The sequence below is a fragment of the Micromonospora coerulea genome, assembly GCF_016598485.1.
Taxonomy (GTDB): domain Bacteria; phylum Actinomycetota; class Actinomycetes; order Mycobacteriales; family Micromonosporaceae; genus Micromonospora; species Micromonospora coerulea.
On the sequence record NZ_JAEMUW010000012.1, the window covers coordinates 80147 to 98671 of the forward strand.

At 72.2% G+C, this 18525-nt stretch carries 14 protein-coding genes; 8 read left to right on the top strand and 6 right to left on the bottom strand.

Translation table 11 applies throughout. The annotated features are described in order from the left end of the window. The first annotated feature begins 82 nt into the window (after positions 1–82). The 7 genes from I8N68_RS17065 to I8N68_RS17095 are packed head-to-tail and all read left to right on the top strand — an operon-like array spanning position 83 to position 11365. Positions 83–2545, top strand: coding sequence for an alpha-mannosidase (locus tag I8N68_RS17065; RefSeq protein ID WP_200210988.1), 2463 nt, complete (start codon positions 83–85; stop codon positions 2543–2545). Beyond that, entirely contained in the window at positions 2542–5079 is a 2538-nt protein-coding gene (locus tag I8N68_RS17070; protein WP_200210989.1) for a glycoside hydrolase family 2 protein, read from the top strand. The genes I8N68_RS17065 and I8N68_RS17070 overlap by 4 nt, the downstream gene beginning before the upstream one ends. Beyond that, positions 5079–6959 carry a YyaL domain-containing protein gene (locus I8N68_RS17075; protein ID WP_200210990.1) on the top strand — a complete coding sequence of 627 codons (1881 nt, stop codon included), beginning with the start codon at positions 5079–5081 and terminating at the stop codon, positions 6957–6959. The genes I8N68_RS17070 and I8N68_RS17075 overlap by 1 nt, the downstream gene beginning before the upstream one ends. Further along, a complete protein-coding gene (locus I8N68_RS17080; RefSeq protein ID WP_307812852.1) occupies positions 6956–8314 on the top strand; it encodes a GH1 family beta-glucosidase in 1359 nt (452 codons plus the stop codon). The genes I8N68_RS17075 and I8N68_RS17080 overlap by 4 nt, the downstream gene beginning before the upstream one ends. After that, a complete protein-coding gene (locus tag I8N68_RS17085) occupies positions 8311–9570 on the top strand; it encodes a 6-phospho-beta-glucosidase (protein ID WP_200210991.1) in 1260 nt (419 codons plus the stop codon). Before I8N68_RS17080 ends, I8N68_RS17085 begins: the two co-directional genes overlap by 4 nt. Then, positions 9570–10574 (top strand): N-acetylglucosamine kinase, encoded by a 1005-nt coding sequence (locus I8N68_RS17090; protein ID WP_200210992.1) that lies wholly within the window; start codon positions 9570–9572, stop codon positions 10572–10574. Before I8N68_RS17085 ends, I8N68_RS17090 begins: the two co-directional genes overlap by 1 nt. Further along, entirely contained in the window at positions 10571–11365 is a 795-nt protein-coding gene (locus I8N68_RS17095) for a 6-phosphogluconolactonase (RefSeq protein WP_200210993.1), read from the top strand. Before I8N68_RS17090 ends, I8N68_RS17095 begins: the two co-directional genes overlap by 4 nt. Here the strand turns inward: I8N68_RS17095 and I8N68_RS17100 are convergent. From I8N68_RS17100 to I8N68_RS17120, 5 genes are read right to left on the bottom strand one after another with little or no spacing between them, the layout of a single operon-like run. Continuing rightward, on the bottom strand, positions 11355–12011 hold the full coding sequence (locus tag I8N68_RS17100) for an aspartate/glutamate racemase family protein (RefSeq protein ID WP_200210994.1): 657 nt from the start codon (positions 12009–12011) through the stop codon (positions 11355–11357). The two genes, I8N68_RS17095 and I8N68_RS17100, sit on opposite strands and share 11 nt — an antisense overlap. Next, entirely contained in the window at positions 12008–12799 is a 792-nt protein-coding gene (locus I8N68_RS17105; protein ID WP_234039994.1) for a hydroxypyruvate isomerase family protein, read from the bottom strand. Before I8N68_RS17105 ends, I8N68_RS17100 begins: the two co-directional genes overlap by 4 nt. Continuing rightward, positions 12799–13689: a hypothetical protein gene (locus tag I8N68_RS17110; RefSeq protein WP_200210996.1), complete on the bottom strand. Its 891-nt coding sequence runs from the start codon at positions 13687–13689 to the stop codon at positions 12799–12801. The genes I8N68_RS17105 and I8N68_RS17110 overlap by 1 nt, the downstream gene beginning before the upstream one ends. Further along, positions 13686–15149 carry an FGGY-family carbohydrate kinase gene (locus I8N68_RS17115; protein ID WP_200210997.1) on the bottom strand — a complete coding sequence of 488 codons (1464 nt, stop codon included), beginning with the start codon at positions 15147–15149 and terminating at the stop codon, positions 13686–13688. Before I8N68_RS17115 ends, I8N68_RS17110 begins: the two co-directional genes overlap by 4 nt. Next, positions 15146–16471 (bottom strand): four-carbon acid sugar kinase family protein, encoded by a 1326-nt coding sequence (locus tag I8N68_RS17120; RefSeq protein WP_200210998.1) that lies wholly within the window; start codon positions 16469–16471, stop codon positions 15146–15148. Before I8N68_RS17120 ends, I8N68_RS17115 begins: the two co-directional genes overlap by 4 nt. 133 nt (positions 16472–16604) lie before the next feature. Between I8N68_RS17120 and I8N68_RS17125 the strand changes: the two genes are divergently transcribed. Then, positions 16605–17408 (top strand): DeoR/GlpR family DNA-binding transcription regulator, encoded by an 804-nt coding sequence (locus I8N68_RS17125; protein WP_200210999.1) that lies wholly within the window; start codon positions 16605–16607, stop codon positions 17406–17408. Here I8N68_RS17125 and I8N68_RS17130 read toward each other — a convergent pair. Next, positions 17405–18424 carry a class I mannose-6-phosphate isomerase gene (locus I8N68_RS17130; protein WP_200211000.1) on the bottom strand — a complete coding sequence of 340 codons (1020 nt, stop codon included), beginning with the start codon at positions 18422–18424 and terminating at the stop codon, positions 17405–17407. The genes I8N68_RS17125 and I8N68_RS17130 overlap by 4 nt on opposite strands. Between the last annotated feature and the right edge of the window lie 101 nt (positions 18425–18525).

Here is an 18525-nt window from a genome sequence, read left to right on the forward strand (position 1 = left end):
GCAGTCCGACACCCGTCGGCCGTCGGCGATCCCCCGCCCGTCGGCACCTCCAGCCGGCCGGGCCACCCGGGGTCAGCTGCACATGATCGGCAACGCCCACATCGACGCGGTGTGGTTGTGGCCGTGGCAGGAGGGTTACCAGGAGGCGCGCGCGACGTTCCGCGCCGCCCTGCAACGGATCGACGAGTATCCGGACTTCATCTTCACCTGCGACTCGGTCGGATACCTGGCCTGGATCGAGGAGCACGATCCCGAGCTGTTCGCGGCGCTGCGGGAGCAGGTCCGTGCGGGCCGGTTCGAGATCGTCGGCGGTTGGTGGGTCGAGCCGGACTGCAACATTCCCGGCGGTGAGGGATTCGTCCGGCACGCGCTGTACTCCCAGCGGTACCTGGCCGAGAAGTTCGGGAGGACGGCGTCGGTCGGTTGCAACGTCGACCCGTTCGGGCAGAACGCCACGATTCCCCAGTTGCTGGCGAAGTCCGGTATAGACAGCTACGTGTTCATGCGGCCACAGCCGCACGAGACCGCGCTGCCCGGACCGACGTTCTGGTGGGAGGCAGCCGACGGGTCACGGGTGCTGGCCTACCGGATCCCGCACGAGTACTGCAGCCCCGCGGGGCATCTGGGCGTACACGTCGGCAAGGCGCTGGCCCAGCTGCCGCACACCACCGACCCGCTGATGTGCTTCTACGGCGTCGGCAACCACGGCGGCGGCCCGACCCGGGCGAACATCGACAGCATCCGGGAACTGGACGGCAGCGACCAGTTCCCGCAGATGCTCTTCTCCACGGTCCGGGCATTCTTCGACGCGGCCCGCGCCACCGGACGGGACCTGCCCGAGTTCTCCGGCGAGATCCAGCCGCACGGAGTGGGCTGCTACTCCGCGCACTCCGGCATCAAGAAGCTGATCCGGCACACCGAGCACGCGCTGCAAGCCGCCGAGAAGTGGGCTGCGGTGGCGAGCGCGGCGACCGGCGTGCCCCGCGCGACCGACCAGTTCGAACACGCCTGGCGACAGGTCCTGCTCAACCACTTCCACGACACCGCGGCCGGCACCGCGCTGCCCAGCGCGTACGACGACGCGCGCGACCAGCTCGGTGAGGCGCGGGCGATCGCGGCACGCCTGCAGAACCAGGCGATCCAGAGCATCAGCCGCCAGATCGACATCCCCGACGAGGAGCGGATGACGCCCCTGGCGGTGTTCAACCCGCACCCCTGGCCGGTGCGGACCACCGTCGAGGTCGAGTTCGGCAGCTTCCTCGGCAACGGCGGGATCGTGGCCGAGGACGATGCGCAGAACCGCATCCCCGTACAGTCCGCCCGCTCGACGACGGTGACCGGCGGTCGCCGGCGGCTCGTGGTACCGGTGGAGCTGCCCCCGCTCGGCTACCGGCTCTACCGGATGTATCCCGATCACATCACTGTCCCCAGGCCGGCTGCGGAGACCGACACGGTGCTGGAAAACGATCACCTGCGGGTGGTGGTCGACCCGGCGACGGGGTGGCTGTCGAGCCTCGTGTGCAAGGCCACGGACGCGGAGCTGATCAGCGGCGACGGGGCGCGGTCGCGGCATGCGGTCGTGCTGAACGACCCCACCGACACCTGGGGCCACGGGGTCGTCTCCTATCGGGACGTGATCGGGGCCTTCACACCGGTGTCGGTGCGGCGGATCGAGACCGGCCCCGTCCGGCAGGTGCTGCGGGTATGCAGCAGTTTCGGCGCCTCGACGCTGACCGAGGAGTTCGTGCTGGCCGCGGGTGCGCGACACCTCGAGGTCAGGGTCACCATCGACTGGCACGAACGCCTCCGGATGCTCAAGCTGCGCTTCCCGACCAACCTGACCGAGGTCACCGCGACCCACGCGATCCCCTACGGGCACGTCGAGCGGGTCGCCGACGGGCACGAGACGGTCAGCCACTCGTGGGTGGACGTGTCCGGCACGCTGAGCGGGCGTGCGGCTGGCCTGTCGGTCCTCAACGACGCCAAGTTCGGTGTCGACGTGACCGGGGGCGAGATCGGCCTCACCGCGCTGCGCAGCCCGGCATACGCATGGCACGCCCCGCAGCCCCTGCCCGCCGACGGCGACTACGAGGTCATGGACCAGGGGGTGCAGCGGTTCACCTACCGGCTGCTGCCGCATGCCGGTGACTGGCGGGCCGCCGGGACCGTGCGCGCCGCGGCCGAACTCGACCAGGCGCCGGTCGCCCTGCTGGAGTCGTGCCACGATGGTCCACTGCCCCAGCAGCACTGCTTCGCCGCCGTCTCCGACGCCGACAACGTGGTGATCACGGTGATCAAGCAGGCCGAGGAGCAGACCGGCGACTACGTGGTCCGGGGCTACGAGACGGCCGGTGCGGCGGCGAACGCCACCATCGACCTGCCGTTCCTCGGCCGCACGATCACCGCCGAGTTCGGCCCGCACGAAATCAAGACATTGGTCGTCCCGCGCGATCCCGCCCGGCCCGCCGCCGAGGCTGACCTGTTGGAGCGGCCGACGGCGGCCGAGGCCGTGGCCACGGACGAGCCGGAAGGTGAGCGGGAATGACGTCCGTGACCGCCTTGACCGAGGGCTGGCGGCTGCGCGGCTTCCTCGGCGACGACTGGCAGCTGCACCGGGCCCAGCTGCACGCCCGCGACAGCCAGGACGACGAGCGGCGGTGGATCCCCGCCCGGGTCCCCGGCAGCGTGCTCGCCGATCTGCTCGCCGCCGGCCAGGTCCCCTCCCCCTACGTGGGCACGCAGAGCCTGCTGTCGGAGTGGGTGCCGCAGCGGACGTGGGTGTACCGCACCCGCCTGCGCACCGCCGGGCTCGCGCCCACCGAGCGTGCGTTCCTCGAATTCGACGGCATCGACTACTCCGCCGCGGTCTACCTCGACGGCGAGCGGATCGCCGTGCACGAGGGCACGTTCGTCTCCCGCACGGTCGAGGTGACCGGACGACTCGGCCCCGGCGAACACACTCTCGCCGTGGTCGTCGATCCCGCGCCGGTGAGCCAACCACAGGTCGGCTACACCGCCGAGGTGAACGTCCACAAGGGGCGAATGGGCTACGGATGGGACTTCTGCCCCCGGATCGTGCACCAGGGTCTGTGGGCGCCGGTCCGGCTCCGGACGACCGGACCGCTGCGGCTGGCCGACGTGTGGGCGCGACCCACGGTGACCGGCGCCGCGGGCCGCGTCACGGTGACCGTGTCGGTGGACGGCGAGGCCACCGGCGCGAGCGCGGAGTGCACCCTGCACGACCCGGCGGGCGCGACCGTCGCCAAGGGCACCGTGCCACTGGACGGCGCAGCCACCGAGGTCACCCTCCAGGTCGAGGCACCCCTCGAATGGGAGCTCAACGGCCGTGGCGAGGCCCACCTGTACGCGCTGCGCGTGGCGCTGCACGACGGCAGCGGAACGCGCAGCGACGACCGCCATCTGCGGCTGGGTTTCCGGGACGTACGGTTCAGCCGCGACGCCGGTGCGCCCGCCACCGCCCTGCCCTACCGGCTGACCGTCAACGGCCGGGCCAGCGACATCAAGGGCTGGAACTGGGTCCCCGCCGACGCCCTCTACGGCGCGGTCGACGAGGCCCGACTGCGCCACCTGCTCGGGCTCGCCCGCGACGCCGGGGTGACGATGCTGCGGGTGTGGGGCGGGGGCCTCATCGAAAGCACCCTCTTCTACGACCTGTGCGACGAGTTCGGGATCCTGGTCTGGCAGGAGTTCGCCCAGTCCAGCTCCGGCATGCGCAGCGTGCCCAGCGACGACGAGAGCTTCGTGGCCCGGATGGTCGCCGAGGCCGAGCAGATCGTTCCCGCCCGCCGTAACCATCCCAGCCTGGCCATCTGGTGCGGCGGCAACGAGTTGCAGCGGGCCGACGGGGTACCGCTGACCGACGCGGACTCCCCCGTGCTGGCCGCGCTGCACGACGTCGTCGCACGCCTCGACCCCAACCGGCAGTGGCTGCCCACCTCCCCGTCGGGGCCGGTGTTCGGCAACACGCTCGACAGCGTACGGACCAGCCCGGAACAGCACGACGTGCACGGACCCTGGGAGCACCAGGGCCTGTCCGACCACTACCGGCTCTACGACTCCGGCCGAGGGCTGCTGCTCAGCGAGTTCGGCGTGGAGGGCATGAGCAATGTCCGGGCGATCGAGTCGGTCGTACCGGCCCCGGAGCATGCCCTTCCCACGGCCGGCAACCCCGTCTGGGACCACCTCGGCCGGTGGTGGAACAACGAACCGCTGGTGCGGCAGGCGTTCGGCGACGCCCTCACCGACCTCGCCGCGCTCTCCCGGGCCAGCCAGTTCCTCCAAGCGGACGGCCTGCGCTACGCCGTCGAGGCCAACCGGCGCCGGCCGGAGAGCTGCGGGGTGCTGCCCTGGCAGCTCAACGAGTCCTTCCCCAACGGCTGGTGCACCTCCGCCGTCGACTACTTCGGCGAGCCGAAGGCCGCCTACCACTACGTGCGGCGCGCCTACCGCCCGCTGCACGTGTGCGCCGCCCTGCCGGCGCCCCGCGTCACCGGCGACGAGTTCGCCGCGACCGTGTGGGCGTGGTGGGACACCGCGTCCGGGCCGGGGAGCGTCACCGCCCGGGTGATACGCCTCGGCGGACGCCAGGTCGCCGAGGCGCACTGGGCGACCGAATTCGTCGAGGGCCGGCCCCAGCCGCTCGGCGAGATCCGGTGCCCCGCGGGTGAGCTGGGCGCACAACCGTTCCTGCTGGATCTGTCCGTGCACGCCGGAACCGACTCGCGGGCGAACCGCTATCTGCTCACCGCCGGCCACGACTTCCAGGACCTGCTCGCCCTGCCACCGGCCGGCATCTCCACCCGGCTGCACACCACCGGCGCGACCTGGACGCTGCGGCTGCGCCACGAGACCGGGCCGGCCATCCCGTTCCTGCGGCTGCTCGACGCCCGCCACGCGGCCGAGCCCGGCTGGCTGACCTGGGACGACAACGCCATCGACCTGCTGCCCGGCGAGGAGCGCGTCCTGCACGGCCGGTGGGACGGCGTGGCACCCGAGGACCGGCGCGTACGGCTCGACGGCTGGAACGTGTCCGCTCAACTGATCACCGAGGCCGGCTGATGGCGGCGACCTTGACGAACGCGCCGCTGCACGTCAGCGGCCTCGACCCGCACCTGTTCGAGGTGGAACTGCGACGGGCACCGACGGCTTCGCCCGCCGGGGGCGTGTCGGCGACGATCACGGCCACGTACCGGGGCACGGTGCCGGTGGAGGCACGGCTGCGGGTGTCCGCCAGCCTCGCCGACGCCGGTGATCCGTACTGGCTCATTCCCGGGCTGTTCTACGGCGACAACCGTCCCGCGGACAACCACCGGCTCTACCCGCGCTTCGCCCGCACGGTCGACGAGCCCGCCGACCCAGGGCGGTACGTCTCCCCCGCATGGAGCTTCCGTGCCGACCGGGCCGCCACGCCCGCGGTGTTCGTCTGGGGAGCGTCCGGTGGCCTGGCGCTCGCCGTCGACGAGCACAGCTCGCTGGGCCTGACCGGGATCGGGTTCGCGCACGAGGGCGACATCGCACAGCTGCACGCCGATTTCCCGTACCGTGAGGAGCCGGTCAGCTACGTCGGCAGTCAGGAACCCACTGCGCCGCTGGCGCAGACGCACGTCTGGCAGCCGGGCGAGCGGCACGTCGTGGAGCTGAACCTCTACCGGCTGCCCGCTGACCGGCACGCCTATGTGCCGGTGCTGCGGGAGCGGCACGCCCGGTCGGCGACGGAGCCGCTGCGCCCGTGGGTCGACGTGACGGAGGCGGCGGACCTGGCCGCGTACGGCCTGCACCGCTGGCACTTCCGCCCCGACCCGGCGGTGCTGCTGGAGACGGCGGCGTTCGACCGGGAGTTCAACGACAACGTCCAGGGCCTGGGTGACCGGGCAGCGATGCACGTCGCGTGGATCAGCGGAATCCCGTACGCCCACGCACTGCTGGCGCACGGCCGCCGCCGGGGACAGGACGACCATGTCGCGGCCGGTGCGGCGGTGATCGACCACATCTGCGGCAACCTCGCGCCGGCCGGGACGTTCTGGGGCCAGTGGACCGCGGCGAGGGGTTGGGGCCAGAGCTGGACGCCGGTCCGGGGTGGCCTGCACGCCCGTACCCTCGCCGAGGCCACCTTGTTCCTGCACCGCGCCGTCCGCGCCGAGCAGGCCGCCGGCGTGGACCGCCCGGGGTGGCGGGCGGCGGTGCGGAGCAACCTCGACGTCGCGGTACGCAACCAGCGCGCGGACGGCAACCTGGGCAGCCTGCTGCACGCCGACGACGGCCGGGTGCTGTCCTGGGCCGGTGCCGCAGGGCTGACCTGGGTCACCGCGCTTGCCGAGGCGGGCGACCTCGACCCGGGCCTCCTGGAGGCCGCGCGGCGCGGTGGCGACTACTACGCCCGCTTCGTCGAGGAGGAGTTCCTGCACGGCGCCCCCGAGGACGTCGATCTGGCGCCGACGTCGGAGGACGGCTACGCGGCGGTGCTGGCGTATGTGGCCCTGTGGCGCGCCACCCGCGAGTCGCGCTGGTTGGAGTTCGCACGCCGGGCCGCGGACTGGATGTTGACTTTCCGCTACAGCTACGACGTGCGCTTCGACGGGCACACCCTGCTGGCGCAGTACGACTTCCGCAGCCGCGGCGCCGACCAGGCCTCCCCCAGCAACCAGCACCTGCACTCGTACGGCCTGATCTGCCTCCCGGAGATGGTCGAGTTGTCCGCCGCCACCGGCGACCGGCACTACCTCGACCGCACCCGGGAGAACCTGGCCTGCTTCCGGCAGTTCATCGCCCGCGCCGACGGCGACTTCAACGCCTACCGGGGCATGGCCAGCGAACGCTACTACCAGACCGCCTGCTTCCAGGCCAAGGGCATGCTGCTCACCTTGTCGCACGCGTGGAGCGTCGGCGTGCTGCTGCTGGGCTGCGAGGCGGCGCTGAGCCTGCCGGAGGTGAACTGGTGACGAGTACCTTCCCACCCGACTTTCTGTGGGGCGCCGCGACCTCGGCGTACCAGGTCGAGGGCGCCGTCGACGAGGACGGCCGCGCGCCGTCCATCTGGGACACGTTCACGGCCGAGCGCGGGATGGACTCCGGCGCGGACGCCTGCGACCACTACCACCACTGGCCATCGGACGCCGACCTGATGGCCCAGCTCAACATGAACGCCTACCGGTTCTCGCTGGCCTGGCCGCGCATCATCCCCGGAGGGACCGGCCCGGTGAACCGGGCTGGGTTGGCGCACTACGACCGGATGGTCGACGGTCTGCTCGAACGTGGCGTCACGCCGGTACCGACGCTGTACCACTGGGACCTGCCGCAGCGGTTGCAGGAGCGCGGCGGCTGGACCAACCGCGCGACCGCCGAGGCCTTCGCCGCCTACACGGACGTCTGCCTCGACCTGCTCGGTGACCGGATCGACACCTGGCTCACGGTCAACGAGCCGTGGGTGGTGTCCGTCCTGGGCTACCGGCTCGGCCTGCACGCCCCCGGTGAGAAGGATCTTCGCACCTCCATCCTTGTCGGCCACCACCTGTTGTTGGCGCACGGCCTGGCGACGGACCGCATCCGCGAGCGCCGCCCCACCGCCCGCGTCGGCATCCCGCTGAGCCTCTTCCCCAACTACCCCGCCACCGACGATCCGGCCGACGTCGCGGCATCGTGGGCCTCCGACGGGTACACGAACCGCTGGTTCCTCGACCCGGTGCTGCGCGGCCACTACCCCGCCGACACCGCCGAGCTGTTCGAACGACTGATCGGGCCGATGGACTGGGTGCGCCCGGGCGACCTCGACATCATCGGCAACCGGCCGGACCTCATCGGCGTGAACTACTACACCCGCCGGCGGATCACCGCGAGTCAGGACGAACTGCCCTGGCGGGTGCTGCCCGCGCAGGAGGGCGTCCCGGTCACCGACAGCGGCTGGGAGAGCGTCCCAGAGGCGTTCCACGAACTGCTGGTACGCCTGCACCGCGACTACGACGTGCCGATGCTGATCACCGAGAACGGCGGGGTGTGGAACGCCCAACCGGACTCCGACGGGCGGGTGCGGGACACCGGACGCGTGCACGCCCTGCGCGAGCACCTGCGCGCACTGTCCCGCGCGATCGACGACGGCGCACAGGTGCTCGGCTACCTGCACTGGTCGCTGCTGGACAACCTGGAATGGGCTGAGGGGTACGCCCAACGCTTCGGCCTCATCCACGTCGACCGGTCGACCCAGCGACGCACCGTCAAGGACAGCGCTCGCTACTTCGCGGCGGTCATCGCCGCCAACGCGGTCATCGACGTCTCCGACCAGTCGGAAGGAAGATCGTGAAACTGACGATCATCGGCGGCGGATCGACCTACACGCCCGAGATCGTGGACGGGCTGGTACGCCTGCGTCGCCAGCTCGACATCACCGAACTCGCCCTGCAGGACGTCTCGGCCGACCGCCTGGCCGTGCTCGCCGCCATGAGCCGGCGGATGCTCGCCGCCGGCGACCATCTGGCGACGGTCAGCACGCACACCGACATCGCATCCGCCGCGGACGGCGCGGACATCGTGCTGGTGCAGTTGCGCGTCGGTGGGCAGGCCGCGCGGCTGCAGGACGAGACGCTGCCCCTGCAGTGCGACTGCCTGGGACAGGAGACCACGGGTGCCGGCGGGCTGGCCAAGGCGCTGCGCACCGTGCCGGTGATGCTCCAGGTCGCCAAGGAGGTTCGGGCGGTCAACCCCACCGCGTGGCTGATCGACTTCACTAATCCCGTCGGGATCGTCACCCGGGCCCTGCTCGAGGCGGGACACGAACGGGTGGTCGGGCTGTGCAGCGCCGCGGTCGTCTTCCAGCAGCACTTCGCCAAGGTGCTCGACGTCGCCCCGCGGCGCATCACCCTCGACCACGTCGGGCTCAACCACCTGACCTGGGAGCGTCGGGTCCTTCTCGACGGGACCGACGTGCTGCCGCAGCTGCTCGCCGAGCACGGCGACCGGGTGGCGCGCGCCACCGGGCTGCCCACGGAGCTGGTCCGGCGCCTCGGCACCGTTCCGTCCTATTACCTGCACTACTACTACGCGCATGACGAGGTGGTCGCCGAGCAGAAGACGCACGGCGTCCGGGCCCAGGAAGTCATGGAGATCGAGAGCCAACTCCTGGCCCAGTACGCCGACGAGCAGGTGACCGGCAAACCCGACCTGCTCAGCCGGCGCGGCGGCGCCTACTACTCGCAGGCGGCGCTGGATCTGATGGCGTCGCTGCGCCGAGGCGACAGCCTGGTACACGTGCTCAACGTCCGCAACAGCTCGGCGCTGCCGTTCCTCCCGCCGGACGCGGTCGTCGAGGTGGCGGCCACGATCACCCCGGACGGCGCCGTCGCCCAGCCGGTCGAGCCGGTCGAGCCGCTGATCGCCGGCCTCATCGCGCATGTCACCGCGTACGAGCAGCTGGCGCTGGAGGCCGCGGTGCACGGCGGCCGCGAACGGGTGTTCCGTGCCCTGCTGGCGCACCCGCTCATCGGCCAGCACGCCATCGCCGACCGGCTGACCGACCTGCTGATCGCCGGCAATCGCGAGCATCTGCCCTGGGCCCGGTGATGCCGCGTCTCGTCCTGGCGGTGGACGGCGGCAACTCCAAGACGGACGTCGCGCTGATGAACGCCGACGGACTGCTGCTGTCCTGGGTGCGCGGTCCCGGCAGCGCCCTCGGCGCACAGCGCACGGCCGCCCTCGTCACGCGGCTGGCGGGCATCGCGGCGCGCGACGCCGGCCTGGCCACCGACGCGCTCGCGCGGGCGCACGGGGCGTACTACCTGGCCGGCGCCGACCTGCCCGTCCAGGTCGACGCCCGGCGCGAGGCAATAGCCGCGCAGCAGGTCCTGACGTCGGTCGAGGTCGGCAACGACGCGTGGGCGCTGCTGCGGCTGGGCGTCGCCGCCGCAGCGCCTGCGGTGGTGGTCGTCTGCGGTGCCGGGCTCAAGTGCGTGGCCCGCGCCGGCGACGAGCGGTACGAGTTCCCCGGCCTGGGCTGGCAGACCGGCGACCTCAGCGGCGCCGGTGACTTTCTGGCCAGAGAGGCTGTCCGGGTGGCGGCACGCGCCGAGGACGGGCGGGGCCCGGACACCGGGCTGCGGAAGGTGATCCGCGAACAGCTCGCCGTGCCCAGCGTCCGGGCGGTCGCCGAGCGGATGCTCGCCGGGACGCTCGCGGAGCATCGGCTCGGCATCCTCGCCCCCGCCGTCCTGGACTGCGCGCGCGACGGGGACGCCGTCGCATCCGCCGTGGTGGACAGCCTGGCGGTGGAGGTCGGCACACTCGCCTGCACCGCCCGCCGTCGCCTGCCCGGGAGCCAGCGCGACTGGACACTGGTGTTGGGCGGGGGGCTGTTCGCCGATCCGGACGAGCGGCTGCTCGCCGCCGTCCGTGCCGCCGCACCGCAGCTCGACACCGACTTCACCGTCACCGTTCCTGCCGAGCCGCCCGTGGCGGGTGCCGCGCTGCTCGGCTTCGACCATTTGGGGTTCTCCGCCGACGAGGCGGTACGCGCGGGGTTCCGCGACGCGGCCCCCAGGCTGGTCTGCCCTGAGGAGCTGTCGCCATGACCGCGCTGCGTGTCTTCCCGGACGCCGATGCGCTCGGCGCCGCCCTCGCCGTCGAGATCGTCACGGGCATGACGGAGGCGGCGCGGGAGGGGCGCCGGTATCTGCTCGGCTGTCCCGGTGGGCGCAGCCTGATCAGCACGTACCTGGCCGTGGCCGCCCGGCTGCGCGTGGCGCCCATGGACCTGGCCCACGTCGTGATCGTGATGATGGACGACTACCTTGACGACACGCCGGGGCCGGCGCGCCGCGTGCCGGTCGAGGTGCTCCACAGCTGCGAGCGCTTCGGTCGCCGGCAGATCGCCGAGCCCTGGAACCGGGCGGTGGGCAGCCGTCCCGGGGTTCCCGCCGACCAGGTGTGGCTGCCCGACCCGCTCGACCCCGCGGGCTACGACGAGCGCATCGCCGCGGCTGGCGGCGTCGACCTGTTTCTGCTGGCCAGCGGCGCTTCCGACGGGCACGTCGCCTTCAACCCGCCGGGCTCGGACATCGCCGACGGGACCCGGGTGATCGCGCTCGCCGACACCACCCGACGCGACAACCTGGCCACGTTTCCGCACTTCGGGGCGCTCGACAAGGTACCGAGACGGGGGGTCAGCGTCGGGCCGGCGACGATCGCCCGGCTGTCGCGGCGGGTGCGGTTGGTGGCGACCGGGCCGGCGAAGGCGGCCAGCGTCGCGCGCGTGCTGGCCGTCCGTGGATGGCAGGCGGACTGGCCGGCGACCCTGGTGCACGCCTGCCGCAACGGCGAGCTGTGGACCGACCGGGCAGCCGTCGCAGTGCTCAGCCCGTAGCGAAGGGGCGCAGCTGCCGTACGCCGGAGCGGGGTGAGGTGAGCACCGGCACCGGTACCTGCTCGGCGGGCAGCCGGTCGACCACCCGCGCCATGCTGGCCTGGGCGAGGACGAGCACGTCGACCTCGGCGGCGAGGCGGCACACCTCGGCGGCGACGATCTCGTCGTGCCGGCTGGCGTCGCCGTCGCGCAGCGCGTCGAACGCGCCGGGGCAGACCGACTCGCGGATCTTGCACGGCTCGCCGCGCTCGCCGGCCGTGCGCCGCAACAGGTCGCGCGTGGGCTGCAGGGTGGCGGCGAGCGTCGCCAGCACTCCGATGCGACCGCCGGCAGTGACGGCCTGGGCGGCCATCGGTTCGTCGACCCGGTAGATCGGGATGCCTACCTCGGCGCGGGCCTGTTCCGCCGCCTCGCCGATGGACGAGCAGGTGACCAGCACCGCGGTGGCGCCGGACTCCTCCGCGAAGGCCGCGTACGCAGCCACCCGCCGGCGGGTGCGCGCCAGCATGCCGTGCTCGATGGTGTCCCGCAGCAGCGTTTCGTCCACGATGTTGACCGCGTCCACCGGGCCCACCTCGGCGCGGAGCAGGTCGGCGAAGACGGCGGGAAGGCCCGTGACGGTGTGCAGGAGGCAGACCCGGTTCATCGGATCGGCCCCAGTCGGGGGTACCGCGCCGCGACGGCGCGCAGGCTCGCCGCCGACGGCAGGGTGGGCACGTACTCCAACGCGAGCCCGCCGTCGTATCCGGCCGCACCCAGCGCCGCGAGCAGCGCGTCGACGTCCAGAGTCCCGGTGCCCGGCTCGTGCCGGCCGGGGAAATCCGCGATCTGTACGTGCCCCAGCACCCCTGCCGCCGCCGCGACCGTCTTCGTCACGTCATCGCCCATGGCGGCGACATGATAGGCGTCCAGCTGCAGTTCGACGACGGGCCGGCCGACCTGGTCGAGCAAGGCGATCACGTCCGAGACGCGGGGCAGCAGGTAGCCGGGAATGTCGTGGTCGTTGATCGGCTCGACGACCAGCTTCAGCCCGGCAGCCTCGGCCAGATCCGCCGCCCAGCGCAGGTTGTCGGTCAGGCAGCTCAACTGGTCGCGCTCGTCGAGCTCGGGCAACCGCCGCCCGGCGAGCACGTTCACCAGCGGGCAGCCGACGTCCCGGGCCAGGTCCACCGCCCGTCGCAGGTCGTCGCGCCAGCGTGCGGTGCGGCGTGGATCGTTGGTGTAGCCGCGCTGGCCGGCGGCGAGGTCGCCGGCGTCCATGTTCAGCAGCGCGACCTGTACGCCCGCCGCCCGCGCCAGCCCGGCCACCTCGTCCGGCGGCAGCGGGGGCCACGGGAACTCCACCCGGTCGAAGCCCGTCTCGGCTGCGGCGGCGAAGCGTCGCCGCCACGGTAGCTCGGTGAACAGCAGCCCCAGATTGACGACCGGGTACATCACGCCGCCTCGGTCCAGGGACGGCCGTACCGGTCGACGATGTCGGTGAGCCGCCGCAGCCGGGCCACGGATTCCGCGCGCAGGGCCGCCGCCGGGTCTCCGGTGGCAAGGGCGTCACGCCACAGCGCGCGCCCGGCCAGCATGCCCGACGCCCCTCCCCGGCATGCCGCTTCGACCGCAGTCGGGAAATCCGCCGCGTCCACCCCGTTGGAGAGCACCACCCAGGGCCGGGCAAGCTGCCGGTCGAGCTTCTCGCAGGCGGCCACGAGGTCGCCGAGGTCACCGCGCCCCCGGCGCGGCACCTGCGCCTTGTAGAGGCTCGGGCCGAGCGGCCCGAGCGCGGCGGCGGCATCGAGGATGCCCGCCTCGAGGTCGAAGTCCTGCTGCCCTGGTGCCGGAACGGCGACCGGCTCAAGGACGGACAGCGGGCCGGCCTGCCGGCACAGCTCGACGAAGCGGTGGGCCAGCTCGACCCGACGTTCCTCGGCACCGTCGCGCTTCCAGATCACCAGCAGTTTCAGCGCCACCACGCCGTCCCGTCGCGCCTGCCCGAGGTCGACGTCGTCGTCCAACCAGGTGTCCTCCACCGGGCCGCCGGGCTGTTGGGACAGCGCGTCGACGGCGAGGATCAGCCCGCAGCCGGCCGGCAGCACCCGGTCGCGGACCAACTGGGCGTAGGCATAGTGCCGGTCGATCAGGAACGCGGAGGCGAGCGGCGCCAGGGTGGCGGCGACGTCGAGCTTGAACGAGGCCAGCGCGCCGTCGTCGGCGGGGTGGCCCTGCTCGGTGAGCATCGTCCGCAGGCTCTCGCGCTGGTCCATGGCGACCATGGCGAACGTCCCGGTGGGCCGGGCGAGCCGGTCCAGGGTCAGCGGCGGTGTGTCGTTCACGCTTGTTCCTTACTGTCGGGGGTGTCCACGTCGGCGGCCCGCACCAGCGGGAGGAACTGCGACCGGTACGTCGTTTCCCACTCGGGCGCCGACCCCGGATCCAGTACCAGCGGCTGTCCCGTCGGCGGCACGTCCTCGACGCCGATCGCCTGCCCGGCGAGCTGGGCGGCGCCGAGGGCTGCGGACTGCTGCCCGGGCAGCACCACGATCGGCACGGGGCTTACCTGGGCTTTGATCCACATCCAGGTGGGGTTGGCGGTGGGGCCGCCGAAGACCGTGACGGTGTCGGGACGGCGCCCGCTGATCCTCATCTGGCTCTCGAGCATCCAGCGCACCTGCATGCACAGCCCTTCAAGGACGGCGCGGCCGATGTCGGCGAGGGTGTGCTCGGGTCCGATGCCGTGGAAGGACAGCGTCCGGTGCGGGTCCGGCTCGGGGCTGGCCCGCCCCTGCAGGTACGGCTGCACGGTGATGCCGGTGGGCGGTCCGTTCGAGGGGTCGACGAGGTCGCTGAACCAGCGGTGCCGGTCGGGCTCCGTGACGGGGGCAACCCGGTCGAGCAGCCAGTCGACCAGGCCGCCACTGCTGGACAGGCCGCTGATGAGGCAGTACGAGCGGCCGTCCACGAAGGGGCCGACCGAGGTTCCGGTGGGCTGCGCGGACGGCGGCGGGGGCGCGGCGACCGGGGTGATGACGGCCTCCGCCGTACCCATGGAATCCGCGACCTGGCCGACGGCGCGCACGCCGGCGGCCCAGGCGGCGGCGAGATGGTCGTGTCCGGCGACGACGACCGGCGTCCCGGCCGGCAGCCCGGTGCGTGCCGCGGCCGAGGAAGTGACGTGTCCGGCGACCCGGTCGACGGCGACCGGGGGCATCTGGTCGGGCCGCAGCCCCGCCAGGTCGAGCAGCCCTGGCGAGTAGGCCTTCGCGGTGATGTCGAACGCGCCGGTGCGGGCGGCCAGAGTCGGGCCGGTGGCCAGGGTTCCCGTGAGGGCAGCCACGACCAGGTCCGCGGTGTTCGCCCAGCAGTACCCGCTTCGCAGTAGGTCTGGTTCATGCTGGCGCAGCCAGATCCACCGGGCCAGGGGCAGCTTCGCGCTGGGGTGCAGGCCGGTGGTGGCGAAAAAGGCCTCACGCCCGACGGCCTCGCACAGCTGGTCGGCCTGCCGGTGGGCCCGGCGGTCCCGCCAGTGCAGCAGCTCGCCGACCGGGGCGCCGTCGGCGGCCACGAAGGTGCCGGTCTCGGCCATGCTCGCGACTCCCAGGGCCAGCGGCGGGGCGCCGGCGGCGGCCACGCACTCCGCGAGCAGCCGCAGCGCGGTGTCGGGGATGGCCTCGGCGTCGGGTGGGGTGATGGCGTGTCGCTGTGCCACCGGCATGCCGTCCGCCCGGAACACCCCGGCCTTCGTGTGCGTGGTGCCCACATCCAGACCGGCCAGCAGCGGCTGCCCCGCCGTCATCGCCCGGCACCCTGATCGAGCAACGACCGCTGCGGGTCGGGGTCGGTGGAGATTCGGTCGAGGATGTCCCGCAGTGTGCTGTCGGTGCCGACGTTGCCGGGTACGACCACGTAGGACGGGGCGCCCTGCAACGTGCGCAGGTTCCACACCGGTACGCCGGGGAGGATCTGTCCCCGGACCCACGCGCCGTTCGCGCCAAGCGCGTCGGTGGCCAGCCGTGCCGACGTGATGCCACCCTTCGCCACGACCAGGTCCACCTCGGCGGCGAGACGCCGAACCGTCTCCACGAGTGTGTCCATGAGCAGCTCCGGCGCGGCGGGGATCTCGGCGTGACTGGGTGTCCGGTCGCTCGCCAGCAGGGCGTGGCCGTCCTGCTCGAGTCGCTCCCGTACGACGCTGGCCAGCAAGGCGTCGTCGCCGCGCTGCGCGCTGGCCGGTATCTCCACGCGTCGGTCCCACAGCCCACCCAAGGCCCGCAACTGCCGGGTGCTGGCGGCGGTGAAGGAGCCGCAGGTGACCAGGACGCGACCGGGCGGCGGCAGTTGGATGCGTTCGAGCGGCCGCGTGGACAGGCCAGCCAGGGCGGCGGCCAACGAGGCGGCGCAGCGGACCACCACCCGCGCACCCCGGTTCTGTGCTCTGATAAGGCCCGCCGCGATGGCCAGGATGTCGGCTTCGCTGACGCAGTCGGGAATGACGAACGCGTCGGGCCGCGCGCTCAGCAGCGCTTCGGCGACGGCTTCCGGTCCGTGTCCGCGTAGCCGTGCCAGCGGCACGGTTACCGCGTGTCGACGCCCGCCGCTGACCTCGCGCACCCAGTCGCAGAGGTTGGCGCTGCGGTAGGCGAAGACGGGGTCCCGGGCGAACTCGGTGTCGGCCACCGGGACGTTCCCGGCCGCGGTCCGCAGATAGTGGATGCCGTCCCGGGTGAATCGTCCACCGTCGAGGAAAGCTGGCACGAAGAGCACCGGCGTGTGTGGCGCGACGGCTTCGACCTCGGCAACCACGTGGCCGCGCAGCGTCGAGTCTCCCCGCAGGATCAGGGTCGCGGGACGCCCGGTGTCCCGGGCCGCCGCGTTGACCATGCGGGCGATGCCGCCGACCAGTTCGGCTGCGGGCCGCGCGGCGAGCGCCCGGCTGTTGGACAGGACGAAGGTTGCGGGCTGTGCCGAGGCGAAGAAATCGTCGAAGGCGGCACGGTGGGGTCGCAGAATGACATCCACATCGCTGACGGCCTGGGTCCCCGTCGGGTCGTCGTCGACGATCACCTTCGGTCGCTGGTCGGCTGCGACCTCGGCCCGCCAGGTAGCGAGATCCGGCACGCCTGCCCCCTTCGATCGGCTGGCCCCACCCACTCTGCGGCCGGGAGCAGAGGATGTCAACAGTTGGACAAATTGTGTCCAGACTTGGACGCCCAGCGGACAGGCTGCGTCGCCAGGCCGGTACCGTCGACCTGTGACCGCCCCACAGCACACCGGCGACCAGAAACTGCGCTACGACTCCGCCCCCAGACGCCGGGAGGAAATCCTGCGTCGGATGCGCAACGCCGGCTACGTATCGGCGCCCGAGCTGAGCGCCGAGTTGGCGGTATCCGAACGCACCGTCCGCCGCGACCTACAGAAACTCGCCGACCTGGGGCTCGTCGAACTCGTCTACGGCGGGGCGCTGGCGCCGGCCGGCGTCAGGCCCGGCTCCCCCTTCGGCACGCGCTCCGAGGTGCAGTCGCGACAGAAGCGTGCGATTGCCAGCCAGGCACTGCGGTTCGTCGAGGGCGGAGCGACCATCGGCATCGACTCCGGCACCACCACGCTGGAGATGGCTCGGCTGCTGCCGGCCGGAAGCGGTGTCACGGTGGTGACCCACTCGCTACCCACCATGGCAGCACTCGGCGAGCGGGACGACCTGACCCTCATCGGTCTAGGGGGTCTGCTCCATCCATCCACCCAGACGTTCACCGGACCAGACACCATCGCCGCGATCAGCCGGCTCCGGGTCCACACGTTCTTCCTCGCCGCGAGCGGTCTAGGCCGCGACGGGGCGTACTGCAGCACCCCCCTCGACGCCGAGGCGAAGCGAGCATTCATCGACATCGCCGAACGGGTCGTGCTGCTGACGGACTCGTCAAAGCTGCGGCAGATCGCACCAGTCCCGATTTGCGACTACGGCCGGCTCGACGCGCTCATCACCGATGACGCCATCACTGACGTCGACCGTTCGCATCTGACGTCCCGCACCCGCCTTCTGATCTCGGCAAGCTAAGCGCGCAGAGCGGGACGACAGCGGATCGCCTCCAACTCGCCGCGCAGCTCGCAGCGGCCTGCCCCGAACGGCACCACCATCGTGTCGCCCGCCGTGATCGGCAGTGTTCCCTCGGCGTACCGCAGCGAGCCGTGTCCAGACAACATCACGATGATCGAGAACCCCTCGTCGAGGTCGCTGACTGGATCAGGTCGCAGCCTCTCCGCGGCGAAGAACTCGTCGGCTTGCTCCGGGAAGAGACGCTCCACGCCCTGCCGGCCCTGCCGAGCATCCCGACGAGCCCGACTCAGGTCGGCCAGGCGCCCTTCGTTCCACGCTCCCCGATCCACACACGCCAACGCCTCATCCATGCCAAGGCCCAGGTAGGCGGACGATTCCGACACCGGGAACCCCTCGCGCTCCAGGAGCACCGAGAAATCGGTGGGCTCCTGCACCTCGACAAGGAAGATCCCAGGGCCGATGGCGTGCGGCAGACCGGCCGGCACGAGGACCGCGTCACCCCGCCGCACCGGGACATGATTCGTCGCCGCGAGCATCGGCGCAATCTGCTGAGTCCTGGCCCAGCCGGTCAGCTCGTCCGGCTCGACGTCGCGGGCGAAGCCGAGATGCACGACCGCGTCCGGCACCGCATCCACGATCACCCACGCCTCTGTCTTGCCGTAGGGCGAGGCCAGGTGATCGCGGCCGAATCGCCGGTCGGGATGGACGTGGAGCGGCAGCCGCTCGCCGGCGTCCAGCAGCTTGACCAAAATCGCCGGGTCCGGCCCGAACCGCGCCACATGCTCCGGGCCCAGCCAGCGCACCGGCTCCGCCGCCATCTCCTCGGCCAGCGTGCGCCCCTCGTCGAGCACAGTTAGGCCTGCGGGCGCGGACCGATAACGCGCCGTGGTCGAGCCCACCCAGTCCTCGGGATAGTAGGCGTCAGCCGGCACGGGTAGCCCCCGGAAGCGATGGATGCGCCCAGTGCCGCGATAGAAGGAGCGTGGGGTGTTCGCGGCAAGGCGCAGGGGTCGCATCGGTGGTCTCCTTCGAGCGGACGCTGTTGTGCATGTCGCCATAGTCTCGCCGTTGCCGTTGCACAATCTGGTCGGGAGGCGCGGTACGCCCGGGTCGGGCC

Coding starts and splice junctions, on each gene's coding strand:
- I8N68_RS17090 (WP_200210992.1), top strand. CDS start 9,570: ATGCCGCGTCTCGTCCTGGCGGTGGACGGCGGCAACTCCAAGACGGAC.
- I8N68_RS17065 (WP_200210988.1), top strand. CDS start 83: ATGATCGGCAACGCCCACATCGACGCGGTGTGGTTGTGGCCGTGGCAG.
- I8N68_RS17100 (WP_200210994.1), bottom strand. CDS start 12,011: ATGAACCGGGTCTGCCTCCTGCACACCGTCACGGGCCTTCCCGCCGTC.
- I8N68_RS17115 (WP_200210997.1), bottom strand. CDS start 15,149: ATGACGGCGGGGCAGCCGCTGCTGGCCGGTCTGGATGTGGGCACCACG.
- I8N68_RS17070 (WP_200210989.1), top strand. CDS start 2,542: ATGACGTCCGTGACCGCCTTGACCGAGGGCTGGCGGCTGCGCGGCTTC.
- I8N68_RS17095 (WP_200210993.1), top strand. CDS start 10,571: ATGACCGCGCTGCGTGTCTTCCCGGACGCCGATGCGCTCGGCGCCGCC.
- I8N68_RS17075 (WP_200210990.1), top strand. CDS start 5,079: ATGGCGGCGACCTTGACGAACGCGCCGCTGCACGTCAGCGGCCTCGAC.
- I8N68_RS17130 (WP_200211000.1), bottom strand. CDS start 18,424: ATGCGACCCCTGCGCCTTGCCGCGAACACCCCACGCTCCTTCTATCGC.
- I8N68_RS17105 (WP_234039994.1), bottom strand. CDS start 12,799: ATGTACCCGGTCGTCAATCTGGGGCTGCTGTTCACCGAGCTACCGTGG.